This is a genomic window from Serratia sp. K1WW1, from assembly GCF_055790865.1.
Genome location: NZ_CM147697.1, coordinates 155,694 through 170,688, shown reverse-complemented (window position 1 = coordinate 170,688; position 14,995 = coordinate 155,694). Strand labels below are relative to the sequence as shown.

Annotated in this window: 13 protein-coding genes and 1 tRNA gene; 10 read left to right on the top strand and 4 right to left on the bottom strand. The window is 51.6% G+C overall.

Going from position 1 to position 14,995, the window contains the following annotated elements; all coding sequences use genetic code 11:
* Positions 1-87 precede the first annotated feature (87 nt).
* Positions 88-182 (bottom strand) — tRNA-Sec (locus ACX9GU_RS00770).
* Between the two features lie 174 nt (positions 183-356).
* Between ACX9GU_RS00770 and ACX9GU_RS00765 the strand changes: the two genes are divergently transcribed.
* The gene (locus ACX9GU_RS00765) at positions 357-941 is read left to right on the top strand and encodes a DJ-1/PfpI family protein (protein WP_021181316.1); all 585 of its coding nucleotides are present in this window, start codon (positions 357-359) and stop codon (positions 939-941) included.
* 683 nt (positions 942-1,624) lie between these two features.
* The gene (locus ACX9GU_RS00760) at positions 1,625-2,557 is read left to right on the top strand and encodes an Rpn family recombination-promoting nuclease/putative transposase (RefSeq protein WP_473195249.1); all 933 of its coding nucleotides are present in this window, start codon (positions 1,625-1,627) and stop codon (positions 2,555-2,557) included.
* A gap of 317 nt (positions 2,558-2,874) precedes the next feature.
* Here the strand turns inward: ACX9GU_RS00760 and ACX9GU_RS00755 are convergent, their stop codons facing one another.
* Positions 2,875-4,221, bottom strand: coding sequence for an esterase-like activity of phytase family protein (locus ACX9GU_RS00755; protein ID WP_473193548.1), 1,347 nt, complete (start codon positions 4,219-4,221; stop codon positions 2,875-2,877).
* A gap of 168 nt (positions 4,222-4,389) precedes the next feature.
* Positions 4,390-5,568, bottom strand: a complete 1,179-nt coding sequence (xylR, locus tag ACX9GU_RS00750) for a D-xylose utilization transcriptional activator XylR (protein ID WP_473195248.1) — start codon at positions 5,566-5,568, stop codon at positions 4,390-4,392.
* A 214-nt stretch (positions 5,569-5,782) separates the two neighbouring features.
* Between xylR and ACX9GU_RS00745 the strand changes: the two genes are divergently transcribed.
* The 4 genes from ACX9GU_RS00745 to xylB are packed head-to-tail and all read left to right on the top strand — an operon-like array spanning position 5,783 to position 11,251.
* Entirely contained in the window at positions 5,783-6,961 is a 1,179-nt protein-coding gene (locus ACX9GU_RS00745) for a MalY/PatB family protein (RefSeq protein WP_473193547.1), read from the top strand.
* Positions 6,962-6,967: 6 nt separating this feature from the next.
* Complete coding sequence (gene nhaC / locus ACX9GU_RS00740; protein WP_473193546.1) at positions 6,968-8,419, top strand: Na+/H+ antiporter NhaC; 1,452 nt, start codon at positions 6,968-6,970, stop codon at positions 8,417-8,419.
* Positions 8,420-8,431: 12 nt separating this feature from the next.
* Entirely contained in the window at positions 8,432-9,748 is a 1,317-nt protein-coding gene (gene xylA, locus ACX9GU_RS00735; protein WP_473193545.1) for a xylose isomerase, read from the top strand.
* A gap of 51 nt (positions 9,749-9,799) precedes the next feature.
* Positions 9,800-11,251, top strand: coding sequence for a xylulokinase (gene xylB, locus ACX9GU_RS00730; protein WP_473193544.1), 1,452 nt, complete (start codon positions 9,800-9,802; stop codon positions 11,249-11,251).
* Here the strand turns inward: xylB and ACX9GU_RS00725 are convergent.
* Positions 11,224-11,580 (bottom strand): hypothetical protein, encoded by a 357-nt coding sequence (locus tag ACX9GU_RS00725; RefSeq protein ID WP_473193543.1) that lies wholly within the window; start codon positions 11,578-11,580, stop codon positions 11,224-11,226. The two genes, xylB and ACX9GU_RS00725, sit on opposite strands and share 28 nt — an antisense overlap.
* A gap of 266 nt (positions 11,581-11,846) precedes the next feature.
* Between ACX9GU_RS00725 and ACX9GU_RS00720 the strand changes: the two genes are divergently transcribed.
* From ACX9GU_RS00720 to ACX9GU_RS00705, 4 genes are all read left to right on the top strand, one after another.
* Positions 11,847-12,104: a FaeA/PapI family transcriptional regulator gene (locus ACX9GU_RS00720; RefSeq protein WP_473193542.1), complete on the top strand. Its 258-nt coding sequence runs from the start codon at positions 11,847-11,849 to the stop codon at positions 12,102-12,104.
* Between the two features lie 156 nt (positions 12,105-12,260).
* Positions 12,261-12,866: a LuxR C-terminal-related transcriptional regulator gene (locus ACX9GU_RS00715; protein ID WP_473193541.1), complete on the top strand. Its 606-nt coding sequence runs from the start codon at positions 12,261-12,263 to the stop codon at positions 12,864-12,866.
* Between the two features lie 22 nt (positions 12,867-12,888).
* Positions 12,889-13,272 carry a hypothetical protein gene (locus ACX9GU_RS00710; protein ID WP_473193540.1) on the top strand — a complete coding sequence of 128 codons (384 nt, stop codon included), beginning with the start codon at positions 12,889-12,891 and terminating at the stop codon, positions 13,270-13,272.
* Positions 13,269-14,822 carry an FKBP-type peptidyl-prolyl cis-trans isomerase N-terminal domain-containing protein gene (locus ACX9GU_RS00705; RefSeq protein ID WP_473193539.1) on the top strand — a complete coding sequence of 518 codons (1,554 nt, stop codon included), beginning with the start codon at positions 13,269-13,271 and terminating at the stop codon, positions 14,820-14,822. Before ACX9GU_RS00710 ends, ACX9GU_RS00705 begins: the two co-directional genes overlap by 4 nt.
* Positions 14,823-14,995 lie beyond the last annotated feature (173 nt).

The window sequence follows — 14,995 nt, the reverse complement described above, 5'->3', positions numbered from 1 at the left end:
TGTTGACTCCGGAATACAAGGAAGGCTTGATACACAAGGGATTAACGGGGATTTAGTTGACGTTGGGAGAGTTCAGAAGAGGTCGAATGGCGGAAGATCACAGGAGTCGAACCTGCCCAGGACCGCTGGCGGCCCCAACTGGATTTGAAGTCCAGCCGCCCCACCGGGGACGAGGATCTTCCTCTGGAAACAGGAAGCAAGTCGCAGATTATAGCGCGAATCCCCCTAGCTGCTAAGAGGGAATTCAAGTTTCCGCGATCCCCTTCGTACACTTGCTCTCCCGCACAAAACTCCCGCCTTTTATCTGCTACCCTAGCCGAGCCCGGGTTATTAACCCGTACATTGCTGGAGATGCTATGACCAAGAAAGTTGCCGTCCTGCTGAGCGAAGGATTTGAAGAGGCCGAGGCGGTTATCGTGATCGACGTGTTACGTCGTATGGAGATAGAGGTAGAGCTGCTGTCCTGCCAGGATAGGCTGGAGCTGCGCAGCTATCACCAGATACGTATGTTTGCCGATGCTCTGTTGGAACGCCGCATGGACCAACTGTACGATGCCGTGGTGATCCCCGGTGGGCCGCAGGCTACTGCCGCAATGGCGGAAAACGAGCTGGTCGTGGAGTTTATCCGCCGCCACGATCGTGCTGCCAAGCTGATCTGCCCGCTGTGTTCTGCCGCTGCTCGCGTGCTGGCTGCCAACAAACTGCTGCAAGGCCGCCGTTATGTCTGTTCTGGCGATCTGCATCAGGAGATCGAAGATGGTACCTACGTGGCTGAAAGGGTTGTGGAAGATGGCAATCTGATCAGTGGCCAAGGGTTGGGGGCAGCGTTTGATTTTGCCTTCACCGTGGCCTACCGCCTGACCGGCGATCGCACTACCACGCAAGAGCAAGCCGTACATATCTATCACGAAAACTGGCAAGCCCCACAGGCAGTGCATTAATCGCTACTGCTGCTAACTAGGCGCGGCACAGTTTGCGTTTTCCGGCTCCGATGCCGAAAGCGAAAATTGTTACCGCGCTTTCTGTTTTTTACGGCTACTCCTCGCTATCTAGGTACAACGTTTTGATCCCGCTTTTGCTGCGTTTAGCGGCAACCAACGCATAACAATGACCTGTAACTGTTTTACCAGATTAGGCGAAGCCGTGGGCAGTAATACCACGATCTTCAGCACGCCGGTAAAAATCCCCCCTAACCGGCCCATCATTTTTGTTAACCACACAATAGAAGTGCGGGAATAAGCTGCATCTTTGGCGAAGATTATTCATATTGATAACAACGTGGCTATTTTTCTGAATTTTTCGGGGCAAACATATTCGACCGTAGGAGCATAGTTGGTTGAAATAATCGTGACATCACTAATACTTGTTCCCCTGTAGTGGTGGGTAGTACATAATTACACCATGCAATGCCTTCACGGGATCTATGCTAAAAAAGAGAGGGAATTCTTTATGGGTATGCCACAAACAAAATCTGAATTAATTTCATATCTTAATAAAAACATCGCTGAATCAATAAATGACCTGAATACAAGTTCGCCGGAGCTTGCCTCAGATAAATCAATGGAGGGATATTCGAAAAATAATAACGTCAGCTTAAAATCAGTATCGGAGTGAAATGATTATTATGAAAAAGAAAAACAACACGCCAACGCCCCACGATGCCACATGCAGACAGTTCCTGACCCAGCCAGAGGTTGCCCGTGATTTCATGGAACTACACCTCCCGGCAGAGTTACGTGCCATCTGCGACCTTAACACCCTGAAACTGGAATCAGGCTCCTTTGTGGAGGACAACCTCCGCCAGTACTTCAGCGACGTGCTCTACAGCCTGAAAACCACTGCTGGGGATGACGGTTATGTCCACGTGCTCATCGAACACCAGTCCACCCCGGATCAGCACATGGCTTTCAGGCTCATCAGGTACGCAGTAGCGGCCATGCAGCGCCATCTGGACGCGGGCCACAAAAAGCTGCCTCTGGTAATACCGATGCTATTCTATACCGGTAAGCGCAGCCCATATCCCTATTCCACCCGGTGGCTGGATGAGTTTGCTAACCCAGAGCTGGCCGGTAAACTTTACAGCACTGCTTTTCCGCTTGTCGATGTCACCGTCATCCCTGATGACGAAATCGCAGGCCATCGCAGCATGGCGGCTCTGACACTACTGCAGAAGCACATTCATCATCGGGATCTGGCAGAACTGGTGGATAGGCTCGCTCCCATCCTACTGGCCGGATATCTCTCTTCATCCCAGGTAGTATCGCTGGTACACTATATTGTACAGGCGGGCGAAACGTCAGACGCCGAAGCCTTTGTACGCCAACTGGCACAGCGAGTGCCGCAACATGGGGACACACTGATGACCATCGCACAACAGCTTGAACAGAAGGGCATCGAGAAGGGTATTCAGCTTGGTCGGCAGGAAGGGCATTCAGAAGGCGAGCGCGATGCTACACTGAAAATTGCCCGTACCATGCTGCAGAACGGTCTCGATCGCAACACCGTCATGAAAATGACCGGTCTGACTGAAGACGAGCTGGCACAGATCCGCCACTAATCTTATTAGAACAATGTTCTAGCCTTGCTGTCGGACCTTGCCAGTAGTCTGAATAGTCGCAAAGGGACTATTTTATGGTGGGACTATTACCTGATGATATAGCAAGATTTGACAAATAACGGCGGTATGAAGAATTGCCGTGTAGTCTCACCGCCAGGATATTACAAAAAATTGAACGTAACGCATTTAATTAAAATGAAAAACTAATACTGGCAGGGTCTTATATCTCCCGAAAAGGGGTGATTCGCTGTATTTTATTTGTCACCGTCATAAAAAGCCTCCCCACCAAGGAGAAGGCTTAACGATAAAGGAGAATTTTACGGCTGTAGCAGGGCTTTCACATCCAGCAAAATAAACTCGTTATCATCCGCCACGTTGGGTTCGCGGCTGGAAGAGAATGGGAAGTTATTGTCGTTCCCCACGATGATATGGCTGCCATCCACCACATCGACATTCTCGATAGTGAAGAATGGGAAGGTCAGCACGCTGTTATTCAGCGGCTTGCGCGCCAGCTTCTGCGGGTCCTGAATGTTCAGCAAATCGATGTACGCCAATTTTTCTACCGGTTTGCCGACGTTGGCGTCGGAAAACGCTATTTTGTAGACCCGTTTGAATTTGGCGATCTGGCTGAAGCAGTTATCCGTTGGCGCGCCTGCCGCACAGGCTTTATCGGCGGTGCCTTCACCATTATCACGTTCGATCACCAGCCCGTGGGTGGCGTCGATCATATTGAAATCACCAATGGCGTTCTGATTGTCTTCCAACACGTACTGCCAGCTACGGCCAGTCCATGCCTGCAGTTTGACGTCAAATTCCAGCACCCGCAGGTAGCGTTTGCCCGCCGCGTTCTCAAACTGTTCGCCGTCCCACAGCGCCCCTTCCAGCAGGGGATACAGCTTGCTGCCATCCGGTGATACCGCCATTCCTTCAAAGCCCTTGGAGCGCGCGACCTGGAAGTTCTGCTTGCCGTCCGGCGCACCTGGCAGCGTCAGCGTCGGGTTATCCGGCGATTTCACTACCTTGCCGTCAACCTGGGTATCAAACACCGCCAGCACCTTGCCGTTCAGATCCGCTTTAATCAGGTAAGGGCCAAATTCGTCGCCGATCCATAGGGTATCGTCGGTAAACTGGAAGCTTTCCGGATCGAAATCGCTGCCGGTCAGGTAACGTTTGTCGGTGCTTTCATTGACGATATGGAACGGGACTTTTTTATCGGGATCGTGCAGGAACAGCGTTTTTAGCGGCGTTACCGTGCCTTCCTTGAAATCGATACGGTAATGGTTGAGATACAGCATGGCGTCCGGCGAGTTGGCTTTGCCACCAAAGCCGTTATCGGTCAGCACCCAGTAGGTGCCATCCGGCATATGTTTGATACCGGAGTGCCCTTGCAACGGCTGGCCATTGATGGGTAGCCCGATGCCGGTCAGCCGATCGGCAGATTTCCCCGCTACGCTGCCCAGTTCGGTGATGCGTTTACCGCTGGTGTATTTACCGCTCTGTTGCAGATCGATTGGTGCATCCTGGGGGGCCGTGACGCTGGACTTCACCGGTAATACGGCGTGCCCGGCCAGCACGGCGGGGACTTCCTGAGCCTGCGCCCATAGCGTGGTGCTGAATGCCAAGCAACTGGCCAGCAGTGCCAGGCGGGAGGGTAATTTATGCATATTATGAATTCCCTGGTTATGGTTTTGCCCAAAAGGTAAAAAGCAACGCCACTATAGGGAGCCGTAATGACAGAAATATTATCTGCCGCGTGACACCTTGTCAGCCCCTTCTCCAAAACCAAACCCAACGTTTTGAGCCAGCGGGGCGTTTAGCAGTCTCCAAACGTTTTAATAGCCGACCTCCCCATAACGATCGCGGTGCTCTTTGGGTGTCATGTCGTAGCCTTTCTTAAACACCGAATAGAAGTACTGCAGCGACGGGTAGCCACATATCTGTGAAATTTCGTTGATCGACAGTGACGTCGCGGTGAGCAAATTACGGGCGCGCTCGAGCTTCTCTTGGTGGATGGCATTATGGATCGTCTGGCCGGTTTCATCCTTGAAGCGTTTTTCCAGATTGGATCGCGACATTCCCACCGCATCCAGTACCTGCTCCACCTTGATCCCCTTGCAGGCATAGTGGCGGATATAGTGCATGGCCTGGATCACCGCCGGGTCGCGCAGTGAACGGAAATCGGTAGACCGCCGTTCAATCACCTTCACCGGCGGCACCAGAATGCGCTGTAGCGGCAGCTCGCGCCGATCAAGCAGTTGATGCAACAGTTTGGCGGCACGGTAGCCCATTTGCCGCGTGCCCTGAGCCACAGAAGACAACGCGACGCGTGACAGATAGCGCGTCAGCTCTTCGTTATCGATACCAATCACACAGAGCTTTTCCGGTACCGGGATCGCCAAATGTTCGCATACCTGTAGCAGGTGGCGTGCCCGTGCATCGGTAACGGCAATAATCCCGGTCTGCGGCGGCAATGTCTGCACCCAATCTGCCAGGCGGTTCTGGGCGTATTGCCAGTTCTCCGGCGCGGTTTCCATCCCCTGATACACTACCCCCTGATACTGTTCCGCCGCCACCAACTGGCGGAAAGCCTGCTCACGCTCCTGCGCCCAACGCTTCCCCCCCTCCACCGGCAGGCCATAGAACGCAAAGCGGTTCAGCCCTTTTTCTTTCAGGTGCATAAACGCCGCTTCCACCAGCGCATGGTTATCCGTGGCAATGTAATGCACCGGTGGGTAATCTTCCGCACGATGGTAGGAGCCACCAACGCCGACAATCGGCACCTTGACGTTTTGCAGCAGTTGCTCAATATCCCGGTCGTCGAAATCGGCGATCACGCCGTCACCCAGCCAATCTTTGATGTTGTCGATACGGCAGCGAAAGTCCTCTTCGATAAAGATGTCCCAGTCACTCTGCGACGCCTGTAAATACTCGCCAACGCCCTCCACCACCTGGCGGTCGTACACTTTATTGGCGTTAAATAACAGCGTAATACGATAGCGCTTCTCGAACATACTCACCTCGATAACCTTTCACTCCCTGAACCATATCGCCTATTCCCTATACAGGATGGCGCCTATTTATAGGTTCATTTTATCTTTCGTTTGTGACTGTCATCACGTTAGCCATTTTTCATAACCTTAAAAACAAAATGCGGAATAAAACTGCTACCCCATTAGCGCTATCGTAACCTCAACATGAATAAACCCGGCAAGGTGAGGTAGTGTGATGGAAGAGTATAACTTTGATAACAAAATATCACGCGACGACGCTTTCAGTGCCAAATGGAATGGTAAACAATACTCAACATTGTATCCCACCATTCCCCTTTCGGTGGCCGACATGGATATTCCCTTACCGGAAAAGGTAATAAACCGGCTCGCTCATCTCAGCCAACAGGGAATATATGGTTATACCTTACTCAGCCCAGACTGGGAAGAATGCGTGGCGCAATGGATGCTGCGTCACTACCAGTGGCCCATCAACCCGCAGCACGTGGTGTTTTGCCCCCGGGTCATTCAGGCCGTCTCGCTCTACCTGCAAAACTTTACCCATGCTGGCGATGCCATCGTCAGCCTGACGCCTGCGTACCATCCGATCAGCAATGCGGTCGTGGTCAACCAACGCCAATTACTGGAAAGTGAACTGATCTATAGTGATGGGCGCTACAGCATAAACTTCACCGATCTTGAGGAGAAATTCAAACAGGCGAGCTGCTTTATTTTGCTCTCCCCCCATAACCCAACCGGCACAGTTTGGGATCAAGCCGCACTAACAAAAATAGCGGCCCTGGCCGAACAATATCAAGTATTTATTATTTCAGATGACGTTCATGCTGATTTTGTTTTTAGTAACAGCCAACACCAGGTTATTTCTTCATTCAATCGTTATGTCGAACAAAACTCGTTCATTTGTACCTCACCAGCCAAGACGTTTAATATGGCCGGCCTCGAAGTGGCAAACATTATCATCGCCAATGATAAACATCGGCAAAAATTCCAACGTTGCCTGGAGGCCGCTGGCATACATAACCCTGGCTACTATGCCGTCCCGGCATTGTTAACCGCCTATCGTGACTGCGACGATTGGCTACAGGCCTTAAAACACTACCTTGCCGCCAACAGAGAGCTGGTCTGCACCACGCTGAAGGCGCATTTCCCAGGCTGGGTTGTCACCCGTAGCGAAGGGACCTACATGCTGTGGGTGAACTACCAGTCCAGCAACCTGACCGAAACCGAACTCAAAAGCTGGTTCCTCGAACGCGCGGGCGTAGAAATGAGCTGGGGTTCCGGCTTTGGCGCGGCAGGCAAGGGATTCTTCCGGATCAATATCGCCACCCCAAGAGCCATTCTGGCCGAAGCATTAGCACGCATTGTCAGTACTTCCCCCTATTCACACCAGGAGTAGTACCCTATGAACAACATAATAAAACCAAGAACACCGACACTGGCCGAATCCCTGTTACCCATCGTGGCCATGGTGCTGCTACTGGGTGTCGGCTATGCCGCGTTCGATCTCCCTCCAGAACCGTTAATGGTGCTTTCAACCGTGATTGCCGCCCTGCTGGTTAAACGGCTTGGCTACAGTTACAACGATATCCTGACCTCCATCTCGCAAAAGATCGCGAAAACCATGCCAGCGCTGCTGATCCTGATCAGCGTCGGTCTGCTCATCGGCACCTGGATGGCCGGCGGTACCATTCCGCTCATGATCTATTACGGCCTGAAGATGATCGACCCCGCCATGCTCTATGTGACGGCGTTGCTGGTGACTTCCGTGGTCTCGGTCTGTACCGGAACGTCCTGGGGCTCAGCGGGTACCGTCGGCGTGGCCTTTATGGGCGTCGCCATCGGTATGGAGGCCAACCTGGCCGCTACCGCCGGGGCAGTGGTAGCCGGTGCCTACTTTGGCGATAAGCTATCCCCGCTTTCCGGTGACACCAACCTGGCCGCCATGGCCGCTCAGGTCGATCTGTACGAGCATATCACCCACCTGCTGTATACCACGCTGCCTTCACTGATCCTCTCCGCCGTAGTGATGTTTGTTTACGGCATGAATGGCGATCTTGCCGGTGCCAGCGTCCCCGATAAGGTGCTGATCATTACCGAAGGGCTGCAAGGCATCTACCACTTCAACCTGCTGCTGTTGCTGCCTATCGCCATTGTGTTGTATGGCTCCATCACCAAGAAACCGACCATTCCGGTAATGCTGGTTTCGGCTTTGGTGGCCATGCTGAATGCCAGTTTTATTCAAGGATTTGCTTTACACGATGTGGTTAAAAGCGCGGTCGATGGCTTTAACGTATCGATGCTGGGTGAACGGGAGATTAGCCCGCTGTTGAGTAACCTGCTTAACCGTGGTGGAATGAACTCGATGATGAGTACTCTGCTGATCTGTTTCTGTGCGCTCTCCTTTGCCGGTACGTTGGCCCTGAGTGGTGCACTGGAAGTGATCGTCCACAATCTGTTGAAGCTGGTGTACTCAACCGGCTCGCTGATCCTGGCCACGCTGGCCTGTGGCCTGACGATGATCAGTGTGACCTGCAACGGGCAGATCTCCATTCTGATCCCGATTGAAATGCTGCGCGACGCCTATATCGAGCGCGGCCTGCACCCGAAAAACCTCAGCCGTACCGTTGAAGACTCCGCCACCATTTTTGAACCCATCCTGCCGTGGACTGCCGCTGGTGCCTATATGGCGGGCACGCTCGGCGTTGCCACACTCAGCTACCTGCCTTGGGCCGTGCTGTGCTGGAGCGGGATATTTTTCGCCACGCTGTGGGGATTCACCGGCATCGGCATCGCCCGGCTAAGTAAAGAACAACAGATACAGATGATGGCGCAAACTGCCGACAATTCAAACTAAGGGAGAAACCACATGTCCTATTTCGATCAACTGGATCGGGTGCGTTATGAAGGCACCAGCAGCAATAACCCGTTGGCTTTTCGCCACTACAACCCCGATGAAATCATCCTCGGCAAGCGTATGGCCGACCATCTGCGCTTCGCCGCCTGCTACTGGCACACCTTCTGCTGGAACGGAGCTGACATGTTCGGCATCGGGGCCTTCGATCGTCCCTGGCAACAGCCGGGCGAAGCGCTGGAGCTGGCTAAACGCAAGGCCGATGTGGCATTCGAGTTTTTCCATAAGCTGAACGTGCCTTACTACTGCTTCCACGATATCGACGTGTCACCGGAAGGGGCCACGCTAAAAGAGTATCTGAACAACTTTGCGGTCATGACCGACGTGCTGGCAGAGAAACAGCAAAGCAGCGGCGTGAAGCTGCTGTGGGGCACCGCCAACTGCTTCACCCATCCGCGTTACGGTGCCGGGGCGGCGACCAACCCGGATCCGGAAGTTTTCAGTTGGGCAGCGACTCAGGTGTTCACGGCCATGAATGCCACCCACAAACTGGGCGGTGAAAACTATGTGCTGTGGGGCGGGCGTGAAGGCTATGAAACCCTGCTCAATACCGATCTGCGCCAGGAGCGTGAACAGATTGGCCGCTTTATGCAGATGGTGGTTGAGCACAAACATAAGATCGGCTTCCAGGGTTCGCTGCTGATTGAGCCCAAACCCCAGGAACCGACCAAGCATCAGTACGATTACGACGTCGCCACCGTCTACGGTTTCCTTAAACAGTTCGGCCTGGAAAAAGAGATCAAGGTGAACATTGAGGCCAACCACGCTACGCTGGCCGGGCATTCGTTCCACCACGAGATCGCCACCGCCATCGCGCTGGGGATTTTCGGCTCGGTCGATGCCAACCGGGGCGATCCACAGCTAGGTTGGGATACCGATCAGTTCCCGAACAGCGTGGAAGAGAACTCGCTGGTGATGTTCGAAATCCTCAAGGCCGGCGGCTTCACTACCGGCGGGCTGAACTTTGACTCCAAGGTGCGCCGCCAAAGTACCGACAAATATGATCTGTTCTACGGCCATATCGGAGCTATGGACACCATGGCGCTGGCGCTGAAAGTGGCCGCCCGCATGATCGAAGATGGCCAGCTACATCAGCAGGTTGCCAAACGCTATGCCGGTTGGAACGGCGAGCTGGGCCAACAGATCCTGCAAGGGAAGCTGTCGCTCGAAGCGCTGGCACAGCACGCCGAGCAACAGGTGCTGGCCCCACAACATGTCAGCGGGCATCAGGAAAAGCTGGAGAACCTGGTCAACCGCTACCTGTTCGGCTAACTCTCTACGGCGCGGTGGGTCCGCTCACCGCGCTTCAAAGGATCCGTGCTCATGTACATTGGAATCGATCTCGGTACTTCCGGCGTGAAAGTCATCCTGCTAGGCGAGCAAGGCGAACTGCTGGCCAGCCAGAGTGAACCACTGCCCATCTCACGCCCCCATCCCCTATGGTCTGAACAAGACCCGCAAGATTGGTGGCAAGCCACCGACCGCGCCATGTTGGCATTAGCTAAGCAGCATAGTCTGCAACAGGTCAAAGCCATTGGCCTGACCGGCCAGATGCATGGCTCAACGTTACTGGATAAACAGCAACGGGTATTACGCCCGGCCATCCTGTGGAACGATGGCCGCAGCTTTGCGCAATGCCAGGCACTAGAACAAACCGTACCCAACTCACGTGAAATCACCGGCAACCTGATGATGCCCGGTTTCACCGCCCCCAAGCTATTGTGGGTCAAGGAGCACGAGCCACAGATTTTCCAGCAGATCGATAAGGTATTATTGCCGAAGGATTACCTGCGCTGGTGCATCACCGGCGAGTTTGCCAGCGATATGTCCGACGCTGCAGGGACAATGTGGCTGAACGTCGCCAAACGTGATTGGAGCGACGCCATGCTTGATGCCTGCGAGCTGACGCGTGAGCAGATGCCTGCGCTGTTTGAGGGTAACCAGATCACCGGGCAAGTGCATAGCGAACTGGCCCAACGTTGGGGGATGGCACCGGTGCCGGTGGTAGCTGGCGGGGGTGACAATGCCGCCGGGGCGATCGGCGTTGGGCTGTATCAGACCGGGCAGGCGATGCTGTCACTGGGTACCTCTGGCGTCTACTTCGCCGTCAGCGACGGTTTCCTCAGTAACCCGGCCAGCGCGGTGCACAGCTTCTGCCATGCGCTGCCGCAGACCTGGCACCTGATGTCGGTGATGCTCAGCGCGGCGTCCTGCCTGGACTGGGCCTGCCAGTTAACCCATGTCGATAGCGTTGCCACCCTGCTGCGTAACGTTGAGCAGGCCGCTCCTGCTGAAGCGCCGTTGTGGTTCTTGCCCTATCTTTCCGGCGAGCGTACGCCACACAACAACCCGAATGCCAAAGGGACCTTCTGGGGCTTCACTCATCAACATGGGCCGAACGATCTCGCGCGGGCGGTGCTGGAAGGCGTGGGTTTTGCACTGGCGGATGGCATGGACGTGCTGCATGCCAGCGGCCTACAACCCACGGCTATCACCTTGATTGGCGGCGGCGCACGCAGCCCGTTCTGGCGTCAGATGCTGGCAGATATCAGCGGCCAGCGGCTGGAATACCGCACCGGCGGCGACGTTGGCCCAGCATTGGGAGCCGCACGGCTGGCACAGATTGCGCTGAACCCTGGGGTACCTTTGAGTACCCTACTGCCGGAATTACCGTTAGAGCAGGTGCATGAGCCGGATGCCGCACGGCATCAATATTACACAGCCCAACGCAATACCTTCCGCGAGCTTTACCGCTGCCTGCAGCCGCTGATGTAGAGCGTATTATCCCCCAGCACCCGATCCCTGCGGAGAGGGTGCTGCCAAGTCAGCCACAAAATTTGTGTTGCTGCTTTATTTTCCAAGATTATTCCCCCGATACAGATAACTAATACTCTCTCTGCCAGGCGTGTGATGACCTTGTAGATCAGCAAAACTTTCACAGAGCTAAACAGCGGCCCCCGCAATTGTCTTGGTTGCAAAGCTGAAACAACGCCGCGAGGGGGAGCCGTACTGACAAAAATATTATCCACCGTACGTCCATCGATGCCTGAAGCATTCCGGTAACTCATCTCATCAAAGCAAGGAAACGTCTCTTCTTTGATCATAATGAACCAAAGAAATGACCCCACCTGTCATACATGAAAACAATATACGACTATATTCTACGAAAAAAACACATCATTTGGAGTTATATACTTTATTTGCATAAAAAATCGAATTATTGGTTAAAAAAATGGACATGAGCGACACAATGCTCCAATATATGACCAATGCGATTAATCTTATTAATCAGACATAAAACCCACAAAAGAAATAAAATATAGCATAATAAATTGTAAGATAAGGATTTTTTAGAATTTAAGGAATGGAAATGACTAGAAATAAACCTCAAGATAACGATATTAAAACCAGATTAATCCAAATATTATCTGGAATTTGTACCAACCGTAACATTTCACCTTGTTCTGAACCAGGATCCTGGCCTAGTACGCGTGATATTGCAGATGCTTGCGATGTGAATATTTACCGAGCACGCTATTTTTTATTAAAACTCGTCGCTGAGAATCAGGTGGAAACAACAACCGAGTTAGTGGAAAAAAAACGCCGCTGGCGAATTAGAGAGAATTGATTTTACACGAGAAAAATCATCATACTCGAGTAAGATTAAACATTTATCCCTACTGGCATTAATGAACATGCTAGCTATCCGTCAGCGATATAAATAACTTCAACGAATTAAACAGTGAACATCCCATCAATCTAGAACGATAATAGTGGTATCTCTATGAGTAAAAAACATCTGACAATATTTTCCTCAGATCAGAACACCTATTTCACCTATGGGATAGGTTTGATTCTTGAAGAACACTTTTCCGAAAAAGAAATTTCAATGAATTTCACGACGGATATAAAGAACTATAAATCTGCAGATATTGCTTTCGTACCCGCAAGCCCGACGGAAAGTAAACTCCCCCAGTTTCTTTGCGCTTGGTTGAAACTTTCCTGCCCAATATTGTTTATTGTCGCAGATAGCAATCTCGAAATGATCATAAAAACGCCCATTGCCAAAAGGAAATACCACTTTTTTAGCAAGACCCAGAGCGTCGAGACACTCAAACAGCGAATAGACAATGCCCTTCTACAAGATGAATTGCTCCAGGATATACCTCTGAGGTTCTCCCCGCAGCAACATCTGACGGCAAGAGAGATTGAAGTCATGCAATGCATTATCACTGGAATGAAACTCGGCCATATCGCTAAAAAATTGAATATCAGCGTTAAAACCGTGAGTCATCACAAGCGAAACGTCATGAAGAAGCTTAACTTTAAACGTAATGCAGAACTCTTTTATTGGCTGCAATATGGCGGCTTACACGAAGCCATGCTTTAACCCTCAAGAGATCACCATAAACATGAAAAAATATGCCACTTTACTCGCCTTTTCTTGTCTGATTTCAGGCTGCCAGGTAGTCCCCAATAAAGACAAGATAAAAGCACCAGAAACTAGCGAAATAAAGCCTGTAACAGAAAGCCCGGAGGTAGCAAAACTTCGGCAATGCCAGCAGGAAATGGAAGCGCTTAAAACAGTTAATGCCAAAAAATACAGCGATGTAAAAAACCAGTTCGACGCGCTAATGAGTGGTGCTGCACAATATTCTGGGCTGCGATCAAAGGTCAACAACGATATGCAAACTACCGTCGATGCTTTATATCGCTATCGTGTCAGCATGGTGTGCTCCAAAGTTAACCAGACACTGTTGCTCAGTTTGGCAGAGAAAGGGGAAGCAGTTAAATGAAAAAGACCCGTTTGCGTCTTTTGCGACTATGTCACCTTGGCCTGGCAGTTTTCACTGCCCAGGCAGCGGCGAACACCGCAAGCAACGATAATAGCGTCCCCGAACTCTTGCGGTTCGCGCAGGAATATAATCAGGATAACCAACCGGCCGTCGATCAGGCCAAGCCAGCCACTAAAAATACCCAAAGAGAGCAGGCCCAACGCCCTGTGCGAAAAGGGGTTCTGCAACAGAAAGAAGAGGCCCGGCAACGTACTCTTCAGCAGAAAATAGCGGTCGATAAGGAAATAGAACGCCAGCGAGAGCTCGTTGCCCAACTGCGTAAAGAAAATGACGCGCTCAAACAGCAGCAGTCCGTGAATCCTCCGCCGTTGGAGACAGTTGGAAAAACGCCTCAGCAAAAGGTCGATCTGCAAGAAGTTGTACAGAATTTAAGACAGGTTATCACGATCGCCCCTTCACCTACACAGCGGGAAAAGGAGCTTGCTCAACTCAAAGCCGCCAGGTTAAACAACCAGAAATTGGCAGATGAGAACCAACGCCTGGCAAGCAAAAATGAAACTCTGCAAACCGCATTGAAACTTGCGCATACCGAGAGTAAAGCGTTGGTTAACACCGCCACACAACGGTCCAAGGCCGAGCTGCAAGCACTAGCAGAGAAAAACCAGGCAATCACTCACGAAATGGCAACACTGCAGCAGCAGAAAAACAGCCTATTTGCAGAAAATCAGTCAATAACGGCAAAGCTGAAAAGCACAGAGGCCGAAACAACCGCCCTGAGCCAGGAACGAGACGGCGCAGTCAGTGCCCAACAGCAACTTACCGATAAATATAACAATCAGGCCTCGCTACTGGCGGCGTTAACCCAAGAGAAAAATGCGCGGGAAGCTGCAGAGAACAATAAACCGACCGCAACAACGCTCAAAGATGCAAAAGTTCGCCGCGACTATATCATCGGCCTATCCCTTGGCAGAGACATTATCGAGATGCAGTTGGAAAGGCAGCAGTGGGGAATCACTTCCAATAAAGATACCCTGCTAGCGGGCATTACCGATCAAATTTACGGTAATAATCTCATCGACGACAAAAGCGCCCTTGCCGATTTAGAAAAATATGACCAGGAATTTGCTGTAGCCAAAGAAAAGACGCTTACCCAGCAAAGTAAAGAGGGTGAGAAATACCTTGCCAACTTCAAAAAATCCCAAGGGGCCAAACAGGCACCATCAGGATTCTGGTACCGTATAGAATATGCGGGTGACGATGTTATCCCAGATACCGCCGCTGTTGACGTAGTGGTTAAAGAATCATTAACCAATGGTAACGTCATACAGGATATGGAAAGTAACAATGCGGTGCTTTCCCAACCGGTAGAGTCATTCCCACCGATATTCAAAGAGGCCATCAAGCTGCTGAAAAACCACGGTTCAATTACCCTGGTAGTGCCACCTGAGCAGGCATACGGTGACAAAGGCTATCCGCCTAAAATACCGCCGAATGCTACCATGGTTTACCATTTGCGTGTCGTGGAGTCTTATCCCAATAAGACAAAATAGAGTCATCTAAATGATTACGATCAATATGACATTAACCCCTGAAATTAATGTATATGAATGAGTGACTGCCAATAACATAAGTTCCACCCAACCATAATTGCAGCGTTTCCGCTGATAGGATTGTGGTTAATAAATTACATGGAGTAATATGTAATGATGATGATCCTTTTGAC

Excerpts from the sequence above, each read along its gene's own strand:
- ACX9GU_RS00765 (WP_021181316.1), top strand. The coding sequence starts at position 357 with ATGACCAAGAAAGTTGCCGTCCTGCTGAGCGAAGGATTTGAAGAGGCC.
- ACX9GU_RS00760 (WP_473195249.1), top strand. The coding sequence starts at position 1,625 with ATGAAAAAGAAAAACAACACGCCAACGCCCCACGATGCCACATGCAGA.
- ACX9GU_RS00755 (WP_473193548.1), bottom strand. The coding sequence starts at position 4,221 with ATGCATAAATTACCCTCCCGCCTGGCACTGCTGGCCAGTTGCTTGGCA.
- xylR (WP_473195248.1), bottom strand. The coding sequence starts at position 5,568 with ATGTTCGAGAAGCGCTATCGTATTACGCTGTTATTTAACGCCAATAAA.
- ACX9GU_RS00745 (WP_473193547.1), top strand. The coding sequence starts at position 5,783 with ATGGAAGAGTATAACTTTGATAACAAAATATCACGCGACGACGCTTTC.
- nhaC (WP_473193546.1), top strand. The coding sequence starts at position 6,968 with ATGAACAACATAATAAAACCAAGAACACCGACACTGGCCGAATCCCTG.
- xylA (WP_473193545.1), top strand. The coding sequence starts at position 8,432 with ATGTCCTATTTCGATCAACTGGATCGGGTGCGTTATGAAGGCACCAGC.
- xylB (WP_473193544.1), top strand. The coding sequence starts at position 9,800 with ATGTACATTGGAATCGATCTCGGTACTTCCGGCGTGAAAGTCATCCTG.
- ACX9GU_RS00725 (WP_473193543.1), bottom strand. The coding sequence starts at position 11,580 with ATGATCAAAGAAGAGACGTTTCCTTGCTTTGATGAGATGAGTTACCGG.
- ACX9GU_RS00720 (WP_473193542.1), top strand. The coding sequence starts at position 11,847 with ATGACTAGAAATAAACCTCAAGATAACGATATTAAAACCAGATTAATC.
- ACX9GU_RS00715 (WP_473193541.1), top strand. The coding sequence starts at position 12,261 with ATGAGTAAAAAACATCTGACAATATTTTCCTCAGATCAGAACACCTAT.
- ACX9GU_RS00710 (WP_473193540.1), top strand. The coding sequence starts at position 12,889 with ATGAAAAAATATGCCACTTTACTCGCCTTTTCTTGTCTGATTTCAGGC.
- ACX9GU_RS00705 (WP_473193539.1), top strand. The coding sequence starts at position 13,269 with ATGAAAAAGACCCGTTTGCGTCTTTTGCGACTATGTCACCTTGGCCTG.